This window comes from Moraxella ovis (assembly GCF_900453105.1).
In the GTDB taxonomy this organism is placed as follows: domain Bacteria; phylum Pseudomonadota; class Gammaproteobacteria; order Pseudomonadales; family Moraxellaceae; genus Moraxella; species Moraxella ovis.
Window position 1 is genome coordinate 1,576,017 of the sequence record NZ_UGPW01000001.1, and the last position, 17,677, is coordinate 1,593,693.

Here is a 17,677-nt window from a genome sequence, read left to right on the forward strand (position 1 = left end):
TTTTTTAACTGTGTTACAATCAATCTATCGATAAGCAAAAAGCCTGTCGAAATCACACAGCCAACAAGGAGAAAATCATGCTAGGTGACATCGAATACAACATCAACGAACTATTCAAACAATTAGGACTAGAATGCTCTGACGAAGCAGTGGATGCCTTCATCAAGGCCAATCAGCTACCTGAAGAAGTAAAACTGGCGGAAGCACCATTTTGGACAGAGCAGCAGCGCGCTTTCTTAAAAGAAGAGTATAAGCTTGATGCGGTTTGGACAGGTCCAATTGATGAGCTAAATTCACGCCTGCACTCGGACAACATGCAAAACTAATGCAAAGTACAATATGAAGCGCAATAAAAGCACCCAATAGAGGTGCTTTTATTTTGGCATGATAGATTAATCAGACAATCTGGGCGCGCCAAGCCAATAAATCCGCAACATCTTTAGCGATGCCTGCTTTTAGCTCATCAAGATTGGCGTACTTTTTTTCGCCATGCAGATAGGTTAAGAACACCACTTTTAAGGTCATGCCATACAGATCAGCATTAAAATCAGGCAAGTGCACCTCAAGACGATAATCTGAGCCATTGACACTTGGGCGTGTGCCGACATTGACCGTACCGAATAGACTACCCGCTTGCATGCCTAATACACCACCGCCAAGCGCGGACAAATCAATTACTTTGCCTTCTTTATAAGCAAAAACATCCGCACCATAGATGCCATTGACGGCAGGCTTAAGGCGATTCAAACTAACATTCGCGGTGGCAAAATCAAGCGTTCGACCAATTTTATCACCATGAACTACCTCGCCTGTGATCGCATAATCTCGCCCAAGCAATGTCTTAGCCAGCGCGAGATTCTGCTCGGACAATGCCTCTCTGACCGCTGTCGAGCTGATACGAACATCATCGTTCAATACCGTTGATAGATGATCAATGCTAAACCCTGCCCGAATCAAAAAATCCGTATCACCCGTGCGATCATGACCAAAGCGAAAATCATCGCCAAGCACCAGATGCTGGGCGTTCAGCTTGCGCAAAAGCTCAGCAAAGGCATCTGCTGACAGCTGACGTAACTCATCATCAAATCGCGCCACGATCAGATAATCAACACCTAAGCCTGTCATGATTTCTGCTTTCTCAGGCAGGCTGGTTAAGCGCGGTGGTGGATCATCAGGGCAAAAAAACTCTCGAGGCTGCGGCTCGAACACCATCACCGCAGATGCCAGACCCTTTTGTTGTGCGTCTTTGATAAGCGCGCCAAGCATCGCCTGATGTCCTCGATGCACGCCATCGTAGTTGCCGATGGTAAGCGCCAAGGGTGGCAGGTTAGCAGGATTGGCGATATTTAGATCAATGACTTTCATAAAATGAGCGATACGCTGACAAAATGGCTATTTTAGCACATTTTGTCATGCTGATAACGGTCTTTGGCTTATTGTTTTTTCGCCATTGCATCGACGAACAGCGCCCCATCCTTCTTTGCGGCAACTTCTTGGGCGGTTTTTGCATTAACATCAAGCCCCTTTATGATGGGCAGGCTCATGACATCAATGCGTTTTTTGGTGGATAAACTGACGGGCACCATACGCGCGAACTCGAACAGGTGCAGCCACATCTCCTCGCCCACCTCGATCTCTTCTTCGTCATCTAGGCGAATGGAGGCGATCTGCGACAGATCTTTGATCACTTCGCGCTCTTCGGCGGTCAGGCTAACACCCGTCACACCGATGCCTGTAATATAGCCACCCGCCCAATCTTTTAGGGCAAGCACGCGCTCATACAGGTCATGCTCATCATCTGGCACCAGCGGCTCATAAGCATAGGCATCATCTTTGTCTTTAAGGGCGAAGCTGACATCCTCGCCATACTCAGTTAATAGCTCCAATGCCTTTTGATTTGGCACTGCAAAGCTAAGTTCTTCTAGCAGTCGAGTCCAGCCCTCTTCATCGGTCGCATGGCATGCTGTCATGACACCCGTCATGATGCCGTGCAGCTCACTGATCGACACATCAGACCAATCAGCAAACGCTGTCGACCAATCATCCCAACCTGACAAAAAATCACTCATAGTCATCTCCGATAAAATAACCCTATTTATGCCATCATTTTCAAAAAACACAAGGGCTGGGCGATGATTTTGAACATATTTCACGCAAATTCGCTCAATTAAAAGAAAAATTTGACAGCTGTGCGCACTGGCGTGATAATATGGGAGAAATATTTTTAAATTGCTCCGATGACTTACAAGGACACACCATGATCAGCCAACTTCAAGCACTTGAACAAACCATTTTAGAGATGAAAAAGCAGTACAACGTCACCGCAACCGAGCTTGCCAACCTAAAGCATAAGCTTGCCAATGACACCAGCCCTGCCATCATCAGCGATTTACAGCTTCGCCTTGAGAAAACCACCCAAGAGCTACACTCACAGACAGATCGCGCCAATTCTCTTGAGCAGTCTCGCAACGCCCTACAGGCTCAGATTGAAGAATTGGTTGAACAAAATCAATCTCTTAACACGCACAACCAAGAACTTAAAGACAAAAATGCACTTGCCATCTCGCGCGCCGAAATAATCCAAGAATGGCTAACTCGCATCGACAACCAACACTAAAATAACAGCAAATAAAAGGACATCGCCATGACAGACCAAATCCAAGACACGAACCCAAGCGAGCTAATCGTAAAAGACCAACCTGAATTTAAGCCTGTTCACATCAGCATCGCAGGCACGCCGCATCGCATCATCTGCCCTGCCAATGAAGTAAAGTCTCTTGAAGCAGCCGCTGAGAAGTTGAACGAAAAAATTCGCGACATCCGCCGTGAGATCAAAGGCAAAGCCCCTAATAACGAAGAGCTTCTAGTGCTCGTCTGTCTAGATCTATACGACCAAGTACAAACCTTAACTCAAGACGCTCATAACCGCAGACACGAGAATAATCAAGCGACCGCCCTGATCGATAAGATCAATAAAGACGCGCAGTCGATTTTAAGATAATCTCTTAACACACCCAAGCAGTCGCCAAGCTCCGACAAGATTCATCACTTGAACGAATCTTGTTGAGATTTGGCGATTTTTTTGATTATCAATAAAATCATATGCGTAAGATGTATTGACAAATTATTTCAATTTAGTTAAATTGAGACTTTAATTTGCGCCCTATGCGCATCTTATGCTGTGCCGAGACGCATTTGACGACGGCTTTATTTTTAGAGATTTTTAAAGGAAATCACCATGGCAATGACATTAAAAACTTTGGCATTATCAATGACGCTTGGTCTATCTGCTGCGCTGCTAACTGCATGTGGCGGCGATAAAGCCGAAACGAAAGCAGGTGATGCTGCTGCGGCCACAGCTGCTGATAAGCTAGAAACCAAATTCGTAACCGTTGGTACAGGCGGTGCATCTGGTCCTTATAACATCATTGGTACAGCGATGACCGAACAATATGCCAAAGCCTTTGGCGTGAATGCCAAAACCCAGACCACAGGCGCTTCAGTTGAGAACCTAAACCTACTGGCTCAAAAGAAACTAGAGATGGCATTCGTCATGAGCGATACGCTAAGCGATGCCGTTAATGGTCAAAATAGCTTCACCACCAAGATCGACAGCGTGTCTCAAGTGGCCAGCCTATACCCTAACTACGTACAAATCGTAGCATCGGGTGCATCAGGCATCACATCCATCGAAGACCTAAAAGGCAAGCGTGTGGCAGTTGGCGCTCAAGGCTCTGGCGCTGAAGTAGCAACTCGCGCCCTACTTGAAGGCTTTGGCATCACTTATAAAGACATCAAAGTCGATTATCTGGGCTATGCAGAAGCTGCCGACAGCCTAAAATCAGGCAAGCTGGATGCAGCATTCCTAACCAGTGGTCTGCCAAACTCATCACTCATGGAGCTAGAACAAGGCTTCGATTTACAGATCGTTAGCGTTCCTGCCGACAAACTGGCACAAATCGCTCAAACCAAGACTTTCTTTATCCCGATGGACATCCCAGCAGGCACTTATGGCAACGAAGCTGACGTACCGACCGCAGCCATCTTGAACGCTCTGGTGGTGCGCTCTGACATGAGCAATGACGACGTGTACAAGCTAACCAAATCATTCTTTGAAAACCTTGAAACACTAAAAAGCGCTCACCAAGCTGCTAACGACATCAGCATTGAGAACGCCCAAAACGGTCTTGTTGCACCGCTACACCCAGGTGCTAAACGCTACTATGATGAAGTCGCTAAATAACCATTACTCGATCATGGCAACTCATTACATTAAAGCAGCTGTCGTGATGGCAGCTGCTTTAATGGCGATTGGCATAACACTGCCAATCAAGCCAACCATTGTGATTCATGCACAGCCCATTCATTGCCAACTGCCTGATACCTTTGGTCTAAAATGGCGACACTCGGTCGAAAAACAGTATTGGCAAGAAGTATATCAACTACATTATCCTGATCTTATTTTAACCAAAACCTATCTACAGACCTTTGGTGCAGGTACGCCCAATCTTGGTGAACCGACACGCGCACCTGATGGCTATCTAGGACAGCTCGTCAACTTACCTATGGATGAACTTAATTGGCTTGTATCGCACAACATGCAAGGCGAGATTGTCATGGGCGATGCTGTAGAGGCACACTCCGCCATCATGCCAATTCATCAGATGGTAGAGGATCGCAGCGTGGTGAACATTCGCCCTGAGAGGCTCACCGCTTGGCAATACATCACTCTGCCGCGATGCAAAGCCATGACGAATGGTGCAAATGGTTAATTAGATACTGGATTAATGGGCAGCATTCATCACGCCAAGTTTAGGCATTATAAGACAGTCACTGGATTTTATCTATGAGTAACAACACGCCATCGCCTAAGGCGAATGCACAAGAGATTCTAGAAAAATACGATCGCGAATCGGTCACGCGTAATGGTCTTAGCAAGACCACCAATTACATCATCGCCGCCATCGCCATTGCTTATTCTATTTTTCACCTTTACATCACCTTTAACCCCCTGCCTGAGCTGATTCAGCGCTCTGTTCACGTTGCTGTGGGGGTGGGTCTGATTTTTCTTATCTATCCTGCCACCAAAAAATCAGTGCGCAATAAAGTCGTACTCATCGATTGGGCGTGGCTCATCGCATCATTTTCAACGGCAGGTTATTTGATTTGGCAATATCAAGACATCGTCACCGTGCGCGGTGGCATACCGAATCAGCTTGACATTATATTCTCAGCCATCACGGTGCTTGTCGTGTTAGAGAGCGCAAGACGCATCACCGGCTGGATTCTGCCGGCATTTGCACTGATATTCTTAGCATATCCATTTGTCAGTCACATGGACTTTATGCCCGATCGACTGCTGACCAGACCTTATGATCTGGGTGATATTTTTGGGCAATTATACCTAAAAACCGAAGGTCTGTACTCGACCGCCATCGGCGCCTCCGTGACTTTTATTTTTCTGTTTATCTTATTCGGTGCTTTCTTAGCACGTTCTGGCATGGGGCAGCTATTTAATGACTTGGCACTTGCTTTGGCAGGTCATAAGCAAGGCGGTCCTGCAAAAGTTGCAGTCATCTCAAGTGGCTTCATGGGCTCAATCAATGGCGCTGCGGTTGCTAACGTTGTCGGTACAGGTGCATTCACCATTCCGCTGATGAAGCGCGTGGGCTACAGCAAGGACTTTGCTGGCGCGGTTGAGGCCAGCGCCTCTGTCGGCGGGCAAATCCTACCGCCAATCATGGGCGCGGCTGCCTTCATCATGGCAGAGACCACAGGTGTCAAATACAGCACCATCGCCTTGGCGGCAGTATTGCCTGCACTGCTTTATTATCTAGGTGTCATCGCTCAGGTGCATTTTCGAGCAGGTAAAAACAACCTGCGCGGCATCCCAAAAGCTGACTTACCACGCGCCAAAGAAGTGCTAAAAGCTCGCGGTCACATGCTGCTGCCTATCGCCTTTTTGGTGTATTTACTGGCGAACAATGTGCCTGTTGGCTATGCTGCTGCCTACACGATCGGCGCAACGGTTGTCATCAGCTGGCTTCGCCCTGAGACGCGCATGGGGTTCTCCGACATCGTGGCGGCACTCGTAGATGGCGCGAAACAGTCGCTGTCTGTCATGGCGGCCTGTGCGGTGGTCGGCATCGTTATTGGTGTGGTTAACCTAACCAGCTTTGGCACGGTGATGACATCATCGATCGTAACTCTGGGCGCAGGTTCGCTATTTTTGACATTGCTATTGACCATGCTTGCCTCAATGGTGCTTGGCATGGGTCTACCGTCAATTCCTGCCTATATCATCACTGCAACGATGGCGGCGCCAGCTTTGGCAAGCTTTGAGGTGCCTGTGTTGGTAGCTCACATGTTTGTGTTCTACTTTGGCATCTTTGCTAACATCACTCCGCCTGTCGCTCTGGCAGCCTTTGCAGGTGCGGGCATCTCGGGTGGCGACCCGATGAAGACAGGTTGGCAGTCATTGAAACTTGCGCTAGCAGGCTTCATCGTGCCATTCATGTTCGTGTATAACCCCAACATGATGATGATCGATGTGGCAGATGCAGCAGTTACCGCCAAAGAATTTGCGATGCCTGCATGGCACGTCATTGCCACTGTGGTCGCGACCTCGATCGTTGGTGTATTGGCGTTATCAGCCGCTATTGAAGGCTATTTTAAGACCAATATGCCATCATGGCAGCGCATCGTACTAGCTGCAGGTGCATTCTGCCTAATCATTCCTGAGACCATGACTGACCTCATTGGTGTCGTCGTGGTTGTGCTGATGATCGGCCTGAATATCAAAATGTCAAAACGCGCAATCGCTTAACCAGCATAAAAACAAAAAGCCAAACTAAATAGTTTGGCTTTTTGTTTAGTGTCATCACAACATCCCACTAAACTGATGCTGATCGCCTGCGTGCCACAGCTGCGCAACCGTAGCGACCTGCCCACGCGAGTGCGTCTTACGACCTAGTAACAGCACCGCATCATGTGGCTGGATCTGTAGAGCAGCCGCTACCTGATCATCAGCATTGACAGCACTGATGGTATAGCTGCCATATTCCAGCGGCAAATTAGCAATCAGAAATTCACTCGTGTTCACCTGACTAAAATCCTGCTCAATGAACTCAGGCAAAAGCTCAGCATTCACCCAGCGCTCCTCATACTGCACAGGCGTATCATCCGCGAAGTGTAGAATCTTTACCTCGAAGATTGCCGGCTGATCGCCATCCAAGCCATCGGACATAAGTGCAAATTCATTTAATAATGCCGATCTTAGGTGGGATTCTATGTCAGCATGGCAGATGATGGATTTAGAAAGGACTTTGGCGGTATAACGTTTGCCCTGCTGCTCAATGTCATGAGCGATGTTGCGGATATTGACATAGGCTCGGTTGAATTTTTGCTGCGCGACGAAAGTCCCTGAACCTTGGCGACGCTCAAGCACTCGCTCATCAGTCAGCTCCTTTAAGGCGCGATTCACCGTCATGCGCGCCACACCGAACTCCTTCGTCAGCACCATCTCTGTTGGGATGGCTGAACCGACAACCCACTCCCCTGCGTGGATTCTGGTCAGAATGTCCTGTTTGATACGAAGATAAGCGGGTGTTTTGGCGGTCATGATTATCTACTGCTTAAAATATACATCATACTAAAAGCCTTTGGGTTATTCAATGAATTTAGCGCAAGTTTGAGAACTTAGGTCATACTTTGGTCACATTGTCTTTTTATAATCTTGTCACTTTCTTTTTATTATGGGTTTTTTATGAATCGATCTAAATTTGCTCGCAGTTTACTTCCTTTAATGCTACTTGGCAGCGCGTTCGCTCATGCCGACACCACCGTCAAAGTCCCAGCCATCTTGGCGGGTCATGCCATACAACCTGCGCAAACTTTCGTACAAGCACCAAAAGATGCACCCAATTCGCTCAGATACAGCGGCAAACACACCACCGCTAAACGCACCGAAGCGCTTGGCTCAATCATGGGTAAATCCGCCGGTCGTCCGACAGGCATCGCCCTTCCTTTTGATGATCAGCCCATCCAAGGTCATTCAGGCATTCAGCGTATGCCAGATGGGACTTTTTGGATTTTAACGGATAATGGTGCTGGCTCAAAAGCCAATTCGCCTGATTTTATGCTGCATTTGTCACAATACGACATTGATTTTAATGATGGTCAATTCCACAAAAAACAAACCATCTTCTTGCATGACCTCGACAAAAAAGTCCCGTTTCACATCACTAACGAGGCCACTCAGAGTCGCTATTTGACGGGTGCTGACTTTGACCCAGAGAGTTTTCAGATTATCGGCGATACCTTATGGATTGGTGATGAATTCGGCCCTTATCTGATTAAAGCGGACCTAACAGGCAAAGTGCTTGGAGTGTTTGAAAGTAAGCTTGGCGACACGCCATTAATCTCGCCAGATCATCACAGTGTTCGTACGCCTAACACCCCTAAGGACACCGTTAGCTTTAATGTCAAGCGCTCCAAAGGCTATGAAGGCATGGCAAGCGATGGCAAATATCTATACCCAATGCTCGAAGGCGTGCTATGGGACTCAGCAAGTCAAGAATACCAAAGCAAAGACGGAACGCCATATCTGAACATCCTACAATTCGACACACAGAAACAGTCGTGGACGGATAAGGTGTGGTATTACCCACTAGAAGATGCCGCTCATGCCATTGGTGATTTTAACATGATTGACGATGAGCGCGCCTTAGTCATCGAGCGTGACGATGGTGAAGGCGTCATTGAATACGCCTGCAAAGATGGCGCGGACAAGACGACTTGCTTTGACAAATTACCCAAATTCAAGCGAGTGTATCTGATCAAATTCAACGATGCTAATGCAGGTAATTTCGTCCAAAAATTAGGCTATGTTGATTTATTAGACATCAAAGACCCCAACAGCATCGCCAAGACACCACACAGCCAAGGTCGCTTCCAATTTCCATTCTTCACCATCGAGAATGTGGACATCGTCGATGGCGAGCATATCGTCGTTGGCAATGACAACAACCTACCCTTCTCAAGCAGTCGATCGCCCAACGTCGCTGATGACAACGAGCTCATACTGCTGCACGTACCAGAGCTTCTAAAACTAGGAAAATAACAACAAAAACCACTCAAAAATGAGTGGTTTTTAATTTGCATTTCTCTTACGATTAAAATTCAATTGAGCTATTTTCACCCAAACTATCAGCAATTTTTTCACCACCAACTGCCGCTGCGGTCATCTTGAACATATTTACAATGGCGTTTCCACTTAGCCAATATTGAGCGCCATTAGGAATAACTTTAATCAATTGAACGTTCTTATCATCTTTGCCGTTTTCAAAAAATGCATTGTAAACCACAGACCAAAGTTCTTCTAACTTAGCAGGATCATTAATCAATTGGGCTTTACCATTAATTGACAGGTAATCTTTGGCATTATTTGATGTATAAGCAAGGTTGACCTGTGGGTTATTTTTTATATCCTTAACGGTTTCGGTTCTAGCATCACCAATAAACCAAATTTCCTTTGTTTCTAAATTAAAATCACTGGTCGTCATTGGGCAAGCGTGCAGATGACCCTCTGAAGTCACTGTGGTTAGCATGGCAAATTTCACATCTTTTACCATGTCATTGATTGTTTTTAATTGTTCGTTACGATTTTGGTTGGTCATACTTATTTCCTTTTTGAGTTAAAACTGTGTTGTGATTGGTACAGCGCATCATTCACGCTAAATCTACTTTAGCAAAAGCAGCAGTCAATTAGGGTAATTTTATGTGAAGTTTGGTATTGGTTTGTAACTTTCCAAAATAGATTTTGAAGAGTTAAACGCCAATTCAGTCATTATAAAAATCATTCGCCTTAAACAACAAAGCAAGCAGCGCTGCATAACAAAAAATACTGATCAGCGCCAAATACATCAAATTCACCGCACTGCGCTCAGGGCTAACAAAGCCAGACAGTGGGTTAAAGCTCGCCGCCTGTCCCCAAAACACATAATTCACCAGCAGCTGTAAAACAAAACCAACAAGACAAATGCGCCCGAGCAAACGCTCAACCTGATGGGAATGCTTTCTTACGATGTACATTCCTGCCGTCAATACAATCGCATAAACCACCAAAGAAATCAGATAAATCATCGCACACCCTTTTAAATGTTACATATTTAGCAATAATTATAAGGTATTTTAATGTAGCGGTTAAGTATTTTTGCTGGGTTTTTTCAGTCATTTTATGATGGAGTGTTGGGAAAACACCAAAAATACGCTACACTATCCAAAAACATCCTTCCTCCATTCTCATGCCAAAAATTTACTTCACCATTCTAATTCTAAGCTTAATATTTAGCATTCGCGCCGCCCATTCGCTGACATTAATACAAACACACCCAAGCGATCCGACCGCCTTCACGCAAGGGTTTGAATACATGGGCGATGATCGGGCAGTCTTGGCGACAGGGCTGTATGGGCGGTCCAGCATTGGCATTCTGAATGTCAAGACAGGCGAATACACCATCAAGGACACCCTGCCGCGGGCATTTTTTGGCGAAGGCATCACGCAGACCCCTTATGGGATTTGGCAATTAACTTGGCGAGAGAACGTCGCTTTTTTACGAGATGCTGATGATTTTGCCATCGTAGACACCGCCTATTACGGCGGCAAAGGTTGGGGGCTCGCCTATCGCGCTGATCAAGACATTATCTATATGTCAAATGGCTCATCGACGATCACAGTACGAGACGCCAAAACCTTTAAAATAAAATCACGCATCAACGTCCGCCATCAAGGCGCGAACATCGACCAATTAAACGAGCTTGAATTTGCCAACGGCTTTATCTATGCCAATATCTGGCAAAGCAATCTGATCGCCAAGATCGACCCTAATACTGGTAAAGTCGTTAAATTTTATAACCTTAGCGACCTATTGGCGAATGCCAACATCAGCAACCACGACCGTCAAAACATGGACGTGCTCAACGGCATCGCCCACATTGAGGGTAATCGCTTCTATGTCACAGGGAAATTTTACCCGATGATATTTGAAGTGACACTTGATTAGCCAATAAAAAAGCAGACCGTGAAGTCTGCTTTTTTGGTTAGGTTGATTAATTTAACCGTAGCTTATCAAACGTCAATACCCCATTTTCTACCCCCACCGAAATGGTATCGCCTGCGACAAACTCGCCTGCTAGGAGTTTTTGAGCAAGGGGATTTTCAATCTCTTGGACAATGGCACGTTTGAGCGGTCTTGCCCCAAACACAGGGTCGTACCCCACCGACACCAGCTCATTCATCGCTTCATCTGATAAGACAAGCCCTAGCTCACGCTCTTTTAGTCTGGCTCTTAGGCGGTCAAGCTGAATGCTGGCAATGCCTGCCATTTGCGATTGCCCAAGCGGGTGAAAGACCACAATCTCATCAATACGGTTGATAAACTCGGGGCGAAAATGAGCGTTCACCGACTCCATGACCGCCGATTTTATCTCTTCGTAGTCGCCCCCTGCCATGTCAAAGATTTTATGACTGCCAAGGTTTGATGTCATGATAATCACGGTGTTTTTAAAGTCCACCACACGCCCCTGAGAGTCAGTCAAACGCCCGTCATCTAAGACTTGTAGCAGGATATTAAAGACATCAGGGTGAGCCTTTTCCACTTCGTCAAATAGCACCACGCTATACGGCTTACGGCGAACCGCTTCGGTCAAAACACCCCCTTCTTCATAGCCAACATAGCCGGGAGGAGCTCCCACCAGACGGCTTACGCTATGCTTTTCCATAAACTCGCTCATGTCAATTCGCACCATGGCCGTCTCGTCATCAAACAAGAAATTGGCAAGCGATTTGGTAAGCTCAGTTTTACCCACGCCTGTCGGCCCTAAAAATAGGAACGAACCACTAGGGCGATTGGGGTCGGACAGCCCTGCACGGCTACGGCGAACGGCATTGGCAACCGATTTGACCGCTTCGTCTTGACCGACCACACGCTCATGCAAAATCGTCTCCATGCCAAGCATCTTATCACGCTCGCCTTGCATCATCTTGGCAACAGGAATGCCTGTGGCAGCCGACACCACTTCGGCAATCTCATTGTCCGTTACCTTGTTTCTTAGGAGCTTTGGCGTGCCTGTGTCATCATGCTGTTCATCGGCAAGCTGTTTTTGCAAATTAGGAATAATCTCATATTGCAAACGACCTGCCTGCTCCCAGTTGCTCTCACGTTGGGCTTTTTCTAGGGCAATGCGTGCCTTATCAAGCTCAATCTGGGCGTGCTTGGTGCCTTCTACTAGGGCTTTTTCGGCTTTCCAAATCTCTTCTAAGTCATTGTATTCTTTGGTTAATTCGTCAATTTGGGTTTGCAACTGCTGAACCTGTACAAGGCTTCCTGCATCATCTTCTTTTTTGACAGTTTCTAACTGCATTTTTAATTGAATGATACGTCTGTCAAGTTTGTCAAGGCTTTCAGGCTTGCTGTCAAGCTCCATTTTTATGCGAGACGCTGCTTCATCAATCAAATCAATCGCCTTATCAGGGAGCTTACGGTCAGTGATGTAGCGGTGCGACATTTTGGCGGCGGCGATAATGGCACTGTCAAGGATTTTGACCCCGTGATGTAGCTCATACCGCTCTTTTAGCCCACGCAAAATGGCAATGGTGTCCTCTACGCTTGGCTCGTCCACCAGCACCTTTTGAAAACGTCTCTCCAAGGCAGGGTCTTTTTCAATGTATTGGCGGTATTCATCAAGGGTTGTCGCCCCCACACAGCGTAACTCGCCACGGGCTAGGGCAGGTTTTAGCATATTGCCTGCGTCCATTGCCCCACTGGTCTTGCCTGCCCCCACCATGGTGTGTAGCTCGTCAATAAATAGGATAATGTTGCCGTCTTGTTTGGCAAGGTCATTTAGCACGCCTTTTAGACGCTCTTCAAACTCGCCATGATATTTCGCCCCTGCGATGAGCGAACCCATGTCAAGCGATAGAACTTCTTTATTTTTTAGGCTCTCAGGTACTTCGCCATTGACGATACGGCTTGCCAAGCCCTCCACAATGGCGGTTTTACCCACCCCCGGTTCGCCTATCAAAACGGGGTTGTTTTTGGTGCGTCTTGACAGGACTTGCACGGTACGGCGAATCTCATCGTCTCGCCCGATGACAGGGTCAAGTTTGCCGTCACGGGCTCGGTCGGTGAGATTGACGGTGTATTTTTCTAGGGCGTGTCTGGTGTCTTCGGCATTTTGAGTGTTCACGGTATCTCCCCCACGGATATGGTTAATGATAGCTTGTAATTTTTGGGTATCCACGCTCGCATCTGCCAGCACCTTTTTGGTGTCGCCTGTCTGACTTAGGGCGAACAGCACCCATTCGCTTGGCACAAAGCTGTCGCCTGCCTTGGTGGCAAATTTATCGGCAAGGTTTAGCACCTGTGCCAAATCAGGGGCGAGACTGGTTTGACCTGTGGGCGTGGATAAGGTCGCCAAATCGTCTAGTTTTTTGGCGGTGTCATGGTTTAGTCTGTTTATGTCCGCCCCTGCTTGGCTTAGCATGGCGATATTACTCTCATCTTGGAGCATGACGGACAAGACGTGCATGGCAAAAATCGCTGTATTATCACGCCCCACCGCTAGGGATTGGGCGGATTGCAGAGTTTTTTGCACTTTTTGGGTGAGTTTATCAAAGTTCATGTTTTACCTTTTGTCGTTTATTTTTTTGCATTTGGGAAAAGTTTTTCCCGCTTGTCAAATATATGCTTGACAAATGCAAAATTTTCAATAACAAAAAATCGGCTAAACCATAAAATTTTTATAAAATATTGATTTTTATATAAATTTATAAATTTTTAAAAATCCCTTGTAATTTTTACACCCGTTCCCATATAGCTTTTATTATTTTAACTCAACTCAAAACATGAATTGCTTCTGCCAAAGTTAAGAAGCAATGAATTAGGAGAACTACATGACTCGTCTAGCCCTACATACCGTTGATACCGCCCCCGAAAAAGCCAAAGAGCGTGTTGAAGCGGTACAAAAAGCTAACGGCTTTATCCCAAATCTTATTGGCGTACTTGCCAACTCACCGCAAGCCCTTGAAATGTATCAAGAAGTGAGTAAACTAAACAGCAAAAACTCGCTGACTGCCGAAGAGATTGAGGTCATTCAAATCACCGCTGCTGTTCATAACGGCTGTGATTTTTGTGTGGCAGGACACACCAAGATCGCCGAAGTTCGCCTAAAAATGTCGCCCGCGGTCGTAGAAGCCCTGCGTACTCGCACGGGCATTGACGAAAACGCCAAATACCAAGCCCTAGCCCAGTTCACCATGCAACTTATCGACAAGCGTGGTCAAGTCTCTGACGAAGAGCTAGAAGCGTTTAAAGCAGCCGGCTACAACGACCAAAACGTGCTAGATGTCATCATGGGCGTGGCACTATCTACTCTGTGCAACTACGCCAATACCGTTGCCAAGACCGACATCAACCCAGAGCTTGCCGCCTTTGGCCCAAACCGTTAATTCATTGATTTATCAATACATTTAACTAAAAAAAATAAACCTGCTCATTGTCAGGTTTATTTTTTGTGTACTTTTAGTCGAATACGACAGTCTTATTACCATCGACGATGATGCGGTCTTCTAGATGCCATCTGACAGCACGCGCCAATACATCACGCTCAATATCACGCCCGATCTCGCGAAGCTCAGGCACGCTATAAGCATGGCTCACACGCTGCACGCCCTGCTCAATGATGGGACCTTCATCCAGTTCGCTCGTTACATAGTGCGCGGTAGCACCGATGAGCTTCACCCCTTTATCAAATGCTTGCTTATATGGATTGGCGCCCACAAAGGCAGGTAAGAACGAATGATGAATATTAATCACTTTACCCGCCCAAGTATCGACGAATTTTGGGCTTAGGATCTGCATATAGCGCGCCAAGACCAAAAGGTCATTACCCTGCATTACCTCAGTGATCTTATCATAGGCTGATTCTTTGTCGTCTTTATTGACAGGAATGTGTATAAATTCAATGCCAAATCTCTCAACCGATTCGCGAAGGTCTTCATGGTTTGAGACGACTTTGGTGATCTGACATGGCAGCGTACCACGACTGTATCGCCATAGTAGCTCTAACATGGCGTGATCCTCTCTAGACACCAATACGCCGACCTTCTTGACGTCATGATTGCAGGACAATCGCCAATTTATCTCATAAGGCGCAGCGACATTGCGCGCGAAAGTCTCAGACAATGTGGCTTTTTTATTTGCCAAATCTTCTAAATGAAACTCTACACGCATGAAATATTTACCGCCATAAGCCTCGGTCGTGTGCTGATCCAATGAAACGATATTCGCCCCATGATGATACAAGAATCCCGATACCGCCTGAACGATGCCAGAACGATCCTGACAAGTCACCAACAGACGTGCGAGATTGTCATCACATTCAAAACAATTCGTCATAATTACTCTCTTTTTTGGTTATGTTAATCATAAAAATAAAATTAGGTTTGGCAAATACCAAACCCAATCCTTGGAAAAATCTCATCACATTTCACGCTCAGTGCGGATGAAAAAGCTCAAAATGATAAACCAGCGCCAAGCCGATCGCCCACACTAATGCCTGAAAGATTAGCACGAAGCGTTTTTGACCTTGAGTAGCATTCACCATTTTATTACCTGTCTTGATGCTGATAAAATCAGCCAGCACCGACAACACCCCGCACAGCGCGAACGCGTGATAGGCATAGCCATTATTCTGTGTGATGCTAATTGCAATCGCCATCACGCCAATAAAGAACAAAGTCAAAGACAGCACATTGGCAAAACGCTTATTCATAAAAATCCTTTTATCGCTCGCTTATCCTAACAATAGTGCATCATCCGCCACTTTCTCGCCACGCGTGCGCTCAAACATATCCAATAGATCCTGAACCGTCATGCCGCGACGCTCTTCGCCTGAGACATCAAGCACGACCTGACCTTGGTGCAGCATGACTGTGCGCGTGCCATGGGTCAGCGCCTGTTGCATGGAGTGAGTCACCATCATCGTGGTTAGTTTGTTGTCATTGACGATCTTATCGGTCAAATCAAGCACGAAAGCTGCTGTCTTCGGGTCAAGCGCAGCGGTGTGCTCATCCAAAAGAAGAATCTTCGAAGGCTGTAGGCTTGCCATTAGCAGGCTTACCGCTTGACGCTGACCACCTGATAACAAGCCCATGCGGTCGGTCAGACGATTCTCAAGGCCGAGCTTTAGCACGGATAATTTTTCGCGGAAAATATCACGGTTCTGACCATTTAGCGCACCTTTTAGGGTGCGAGGATTACCACGTTTGAAGGCAAGCGCCATATTCTCTTCGATGGTTAGTGCTTCACACGTGCCTGCCATTGGATCCTGGAACACTCTTGCAACCAGATGGCTGCGCTTATGTGTTGGTCGATTGGTCACATCAACACCATCGATCACCACAGAACCACTGTCAGGGCGAATCGCCCCGCTCACAGTATTTAAGAAGGTGGATTTACCTGCACCGTTGGTGCCGATGACGGTCACAAACTCGCCCTCAGCGATGTTTAAACTAATACCGCGCAAAGCTGGGTTCTCAATCGGTGTGCCTTTATTGAACGTTAAACGTAAGTCACTTGCTTGCATCATAAGAATTTTCTCCGTTAACATTCATTTATTGGATTGATTTTTTGCCAAATTTTGCAAACAGTCTGGCGCGAAATTTAGGCAACATGAGCACAATCACCACAAGCAATGCCGTGACAAGGTTCAAATCTTGTGGCCCAAAGCCAATGCTACGCAGTGTCTGGCTGGATAACGCAATCTGAATGAACAGCTTATAAAGCACTGCACCAATTATCACTGATAAGGTAATCCAAAAAATACGCTTCGCAGTCAGCACAGTCTCACCAATGATGACCGCAGCCAGACCAATAACGATCGTACCAATACCAATCGACACATCGGCACCGCCTTGAGTCTGTACAAATAACGCACCCGACAGCGCAATCAGGCCGTTGCTGATCGCCATACCAAGCACGATCATCCATGAGGTGTTAATGCCTTGTGCTTGTGCCATCTTGGCGTTAGAACCTGTGGCGCGCATGGCAAGACCTGTCTCGGTGCTAAAGAACCAATCCAAGAACAGCTTAGCAATCACCACCACACCCAGCGTCACAAGCACTCGCACCCACACGCCATTACCGCCTTGGATGAACGGTGCAAATACGGTTGGCTCACCCAAGAGCGATAGGTTTGGCGCGCCCATGATGCGCAAATTCACCGAATACAATGCCGTCATCACAAGGATGCCCGACAACAGATGCAGAATGCCTAATTTGACGTTTAATAATGCCGTGACTGTTCCCGCTGCCGCACCGGCAAACATCCCTAGGATACAAGCCATCCAAGGATTGATGCCCGAGATGATGGCAAGCGCTGCCACCGCGCCGCCCAAAGGAAAGCTGCCGTCAGCGGTCAAATCTGGAAAATCCAAAATACGAAAAGAAATCAGCACGCCAAGCGCCATCAGCGCATAAATCAAGCCACTTTCTAACGCCCCAAAAAAGGCAATCATCGACATAAAAACGCCCCTAAACTAAATAAAAACACACACCACGAGCGTCTTCGGGCGTGTGTTCTTTAAAAACGTGCAATATTTTACCATTTTATGACA

The 17,677-nt window shown here is 46.8% G+C and carries 19 protein-coding genes; 9 read left to right on the top strand and 10 right to left on the bottom strand.

Annotation, left to right across the window (positions count from 1 at the left end; translation table 11 throughout):
* Positions 1–77: 77 nt before the first annotated feature.
* Positions 78–326 carry a DUF2789 family protein gene (locus DYD54_RS07550; RefSeq protein ID WP_063514399.1) on the top strand — a complete coding sequence of 83 codons (249 nt, stop codon included), beginning with the start codon at positions 78–80 and terminating at the stop codon, positions 324–326.
* A 70-nt stretch (positions 327–396) separates the two neighbouring features.
* On the opposite strand, the gene ribF is transcribed toward DYD54_RS07550, so the two are convergent.
* The gene (gene ribF, locus DYD54_RS07555) at positions 397–1,365 is read right to left on the bottom strand and encodes a bifunctional riboflavin kinase/FAD synthetase (protein ID WP_063514400.1); all 969 of its coding nucleotides are present in this window, start codon (positions 1,363–1,365) and stop codon (positions 397–399) included.
* 68 nt (positions 1,366–1,433) lie between these two features.
* Positions 1,434–2,069, bottom strand: coding sequence for a UPF0149 family protein (locus DYD54_RS07560; protein ID WP_063514401.1), 636 nt, complete (start codon positions 2,067–2,069; stop codon positions 1,434–1,436).
* Positions 2,070–2,257: 188 nt separating this feature from the next.
* On the opposite strand from DYD54_RS07560, the gene DYD54_RS07565 reads away from it, so the two are divergent.
* From DYD54_RS07565 to DYD54_RS07585, 5 genes are all read left to right on the top strand, one after another.
* Positions 2,258–2,617, top strand: a complete 360-nt coding sequence (locus DYD54_RS07565; protein WP_046696946.1) for a hypothetical protein — start codon at positions 2,258–2,260, stop codon at positions 2,615–2,617.
* Positions 2,618–2,644: 27 nt separating this feature from the next.
* Positions 2,645–3,001: a cell division protein ZapA gene (locus DYD54_RS07570; protein ID WP_063514402.1), complete on the top strand. Its 357-nt coding sequence runs from the start codon at positions 2,645–2,647 to the stop codon at positions 2,999–3,001.
* A gap of 237 nt (positions 3,002–3,238) precedes the next feature.
* Positions 3,239–4,243, top strand: a complete 1,005-nt coding sequence (locus DYD54_RS07575; RefSeq protein ID WP_370446596.1) for a TAXI family TRAP transporter solute-binding subunit — start codon at positions 3,239–3,241, stop codon at positions 4,241–4,243.
* A gap of 13 nt (positions 4,244–4,256) precedes the next feature.
* On the top strand, positions 4,257–4,772 hold the full coding sequence (locus DYD54_RS07580; protein ID WP_167541394.1) for a DUF1850 domain-containing protein: 516 nt from the start codon (positions 4,257–4,259) through the stop codon (positions 4,770–4,772).
* Between the two features lie 74 nt (positions 4,773–4,846).
* Positions 4,847–6,826 carry a TRAP transporter permease gene (locus DYD54_RS07585; RefSeq protein ID WP_063514404.1) on the top strand — a complete coding sequence of 660 codons (1,980 nt, stop codon included), beginning with the start codon at positions 4,847–4,849 and terminating at the stop codon, positions 6,824–6,826.
* 54 nt (positions 6,827–6,880) lie between these two features.
* Here the strand turns inward: DYD54_RS07585 and hutC are convergent, their stop codons facing one another.
* The gene (hutC, locus tag DYD54_RS07590; protein WP_063514405.1) at positions 6,881–7,621 is read right to left on the bottom strand and encodes a histidine utilization transcriptional repressor HutC; all 741 of its coding nucleotides are present in this window, start codon (positions 7,619–7,621) and stop codon (positions 6,881–6,883) included.
* Positions 7,622–7,765: 144 nt separating this feature from the next.
* Between hutC and DYD54_RS07595 the strand changes: the two genes are divergently transcribed.
* Positions 7,766–9,121 (top strand): esterase-like activity of phytase family protein, encoded by a 1,356-nt coding sequence (locus DYD54_RS07595; RefSeq protein ID WP_063514406.1) that lies wholly within the window; start codon positions 7,766–7,768, stop codon positions 9,119–9,121.
* Between the two features lie 52 nt (positions 9,122–9,173).
* Here DYD54_RS07595 and DYD54_RS07600 read toward each other — a convergent pair whose 3' ends face one another.
* Together DYD54_RS07600 and DYD54_RS07605 are read right to left on the bottom strand one after the other, a co-directional pair.
* Complete coding sequence (locus DYD54_RS07600; RefSeq protein ID WP_046696950.1) at positions 9,174–9,677, bottom strand: pyridoxamine 5'-phosphate oxidase family protein; 504 nt, start codon at positions 9,675–9,677, stop codon at positions 9,174–9,176.
* Between the two features lie 163 nt (positions 9,678–9,840).
* Positions 9,841–10,143 carry a hypothetical protein gene (locus DYD54_RS07605; protein ID WP_046696951.1) on the bottom strand — a complete coding sequence of 101 codons (303 nt, stop codon included), beginning with the start codon at positions 10,141–10,143 and terminating at the stop codon, positions 9,841–9,843.
* 161 nt (positions 10,144–10,304) lie between these two features.
* On the opposite strand from DYD54_RS07605, the gene DYD54_RS07610 reads away from it, so the two are divergent.
* Positions 10,305–11,063 carry a glutaminyl-peptide cyclotransferase gene (locus DYD54_RS07610; protein ID WP_063514407.1) on the top strand — a complete coding sequence of 253 codons (759 nt, stop codon included), beginning with the start codon at positions 10,305–10,307 and terminating at the stop codon, positions 11,061–11,063.
* Between the two features lie 46 nt (positions 11,064–11,109).
* On the opposite strand, the gene clpB is transcribed toward DYD54_RS07610, so the two are convergent.
* Positions 11,110–13,683 (bottom strand): ATP-dependent chaperone ClpB, encoded by a 2,574-nt coding sequence (gene clpB, locus DYD54_RS07615; protein ID WP_063514408.1) that lies wholly within the window; start codon positions 13,681–13,683, stop codon positions 11,110–11,112.
* Between the two features lie 271 nt (positions 13,684–13,954).
* Between clpB and DYD54_RS07620 the strand changes: the two genes are divergently transcribed.
* On the top strand, positions 13,955–14,509 hold the full coding sequence (locus DYD54_RS07620; RefSeq protein WP_063514409.1) for a carboxymuconolactone decarboxylase family protein: 555 nt from the start codon (positions 13,955–13,957) through the stop codon (positions 14,507–14,509).
* A 73-nt stretch (positions 14,510–14,582) separates the two neighbouring features.
* On the opposite strand, the gene purU is transcribed toward DYD54_RS07620, so the two are convergent.
* From purU to DYD54_RS07640, 4 genes are all read right to left on the bottom strand, one after another.
* The gene (gene purU / locus DYD54_RS07625) at positions 14,583–15,458 is read right to left on the bottom strand and encodes a formyltetrahydrofolate deformylase (protein ID WP_063514410.1); all 876 of its coding nucleotides are present in this window, start codon (positions 15,456–15,458) and stop codon (positions 14,583–14,585) included.
* Between the two features lie 97 nt (positions 15,459–15,555).
* Entirely contained in the window at positions 15,556–15,834 is a 279-nt protein-coding gene (locus DYD54_RS07630) for a hypothetical protein (RefSeq protein WP_046700934.1), read from the bottom strand.
* A gap of 21 nt (positions 15,835–15,855) precedes the next feature.
* Positions 15,856–16,650 carry an ABC transporter ATP-binding protein gene (locus DYD54_RS07635; protein ID WP_063514411.1) on the bottom strand — a complete coding sequence of 265 codons (795 nt, stop codon included), beginning with the start codon at positions 16,648–16,650 and terminating at the stop codon, positions 15,856–15,858.
* A gap of 25 nt (positions 16,651–16,675) precedes the next feature.
* Entirely contained in the window at positions 16,676–17,584 is a 909-nt protein-coding gene (locus DYD54_RS07640; RefSeq protein WP_063514412.1) for an ABC transporter permease, read from the bottom strand.
* Positions 17,585–17,677 lie beyond the last annotated feature (93 nt).

Coding starts and splice junctions, on each gene's coding strand:
- DYD54_RS07550 (WP_063514399.1), top strand. CDS start 78: ATGCTAGGTGACATCGAATACAACATCAACGAACTATTCAAACAATTA.
- ribF (WP_063514400.1), bottom strand. CDS start 1,365: ATGAAAGTCATTGATCTAAATATCGCCAATCCTGCTAACCTGCCACCC.
- DYD54_RS07560 (WP_063514401.1), bottom strand. CDS start 2,069: ATGAGTGATTTTTTGTCAGGTTGGGATGATTGGTCGACAGCGTTTGCT.
- DYD54_RS07565 (WP_046696946.1), top strand. CDS start 2,258: ATGATCAGCCAACTTCAAGCACTTGAACAAACCATTTTAGAGATGAAA.
- DYD54_RS07570 (WP_063514402.1), top strand. CDS start 2,645: ATGACAGACCAAATCCAAGACACGAACCCAAGCGAGCTAATCGTAAAA.
- DYD54_RS07575 (WP_370446596.1), top strand. CDS start 3,239: ATGGCAATGACATTAAAAACTTTGGCATTATCAATGACGCTTGGTCTA.
- DYD54_RS07580 (WP_167541394.1), top strand. CDS start 4,257: ATGGCAACTCATTACATTAAAGCAGCTGTCGTGATGGCAGCTGCTTTA.
- DYD54_RS07585 (WP_063514404.1), top strand. CDS start 4,847: ATGAGTAACAACACGCCATCGCCTAAGGCGAATGCACAAGAGATTCTA.
- hutC (WP_063514405.1), bottom strand. CDS start 7,621: ATGACCGCCAAAACACCCGCTTATCTTCGTATCAAACAGGACATTCTG.
- DYD54_RS07595 (WP_063514406.1), top strand. CDS start 7,766: ATGAATCGATCTAAATTTGCTCGCAGTTTACTTCCTTTAATGCTACTT.
- DYD54_RS07600 (WP_046696950.1), bottom strand. CDS start 9,677: ATGACCAACCAAAATCGTAACGAACAATTAAAAACAATCAATGACATG.
- DYD54_RS07605 (WP_046696951.1), bottom strand. CDS start 10,143: ATGATTTATCTGATTTCTTTGGTGGTTTATGCGATTGTATTGACGGCA.
- DYD54_RS07610 (WP_063514407.1), top strand. CDS start 10,305: ATGCCAAAAATTTACTTCACCATTCTAATTCTAAGCTTAATATTTAGC.
- clpB (WP_063514408.1), bottom strand. CDS start 13,683: ATGAACTTTGATAAACTCACCCAAAAAGTGCAAAAAACTCTGCAATCC.
- DYD54_RS07620 (WP_063514409.1), top strand. CDS start 13,955: ATGACTCGTCTAGCCCTACATACCGTTGATACCGCCCCCGAAAAAGCC.
- purU (WP_063514410.1), bottom strand. CDS start 15,458: ATGACGAATTGTTTTGAATGTGATGACAATCTCGCACGTCTGTTGGTG.
- DYD54_RS07630 (WP_046700934.1), bottom strand. CDS start 15,834: ATGAATAAGCGTTTTGCCAATGTGCTGTCTTTGACTTTGTTCTTTATT.
- DYD54_RS07635 (WP_063514411.1), bottom strand. CDS start 16,650: ATGATGCAAGCAAGTGACTTACGTTTAACGTTCAATAAAGGCACACCG.
- DYD54_RS07640 (WP_063514412.1), bottom strand. CDS start 17,584: ATGTCGATGATTGCCTTTTTTGGGGCGTTAGAAAGTGGCTTGATTTAT.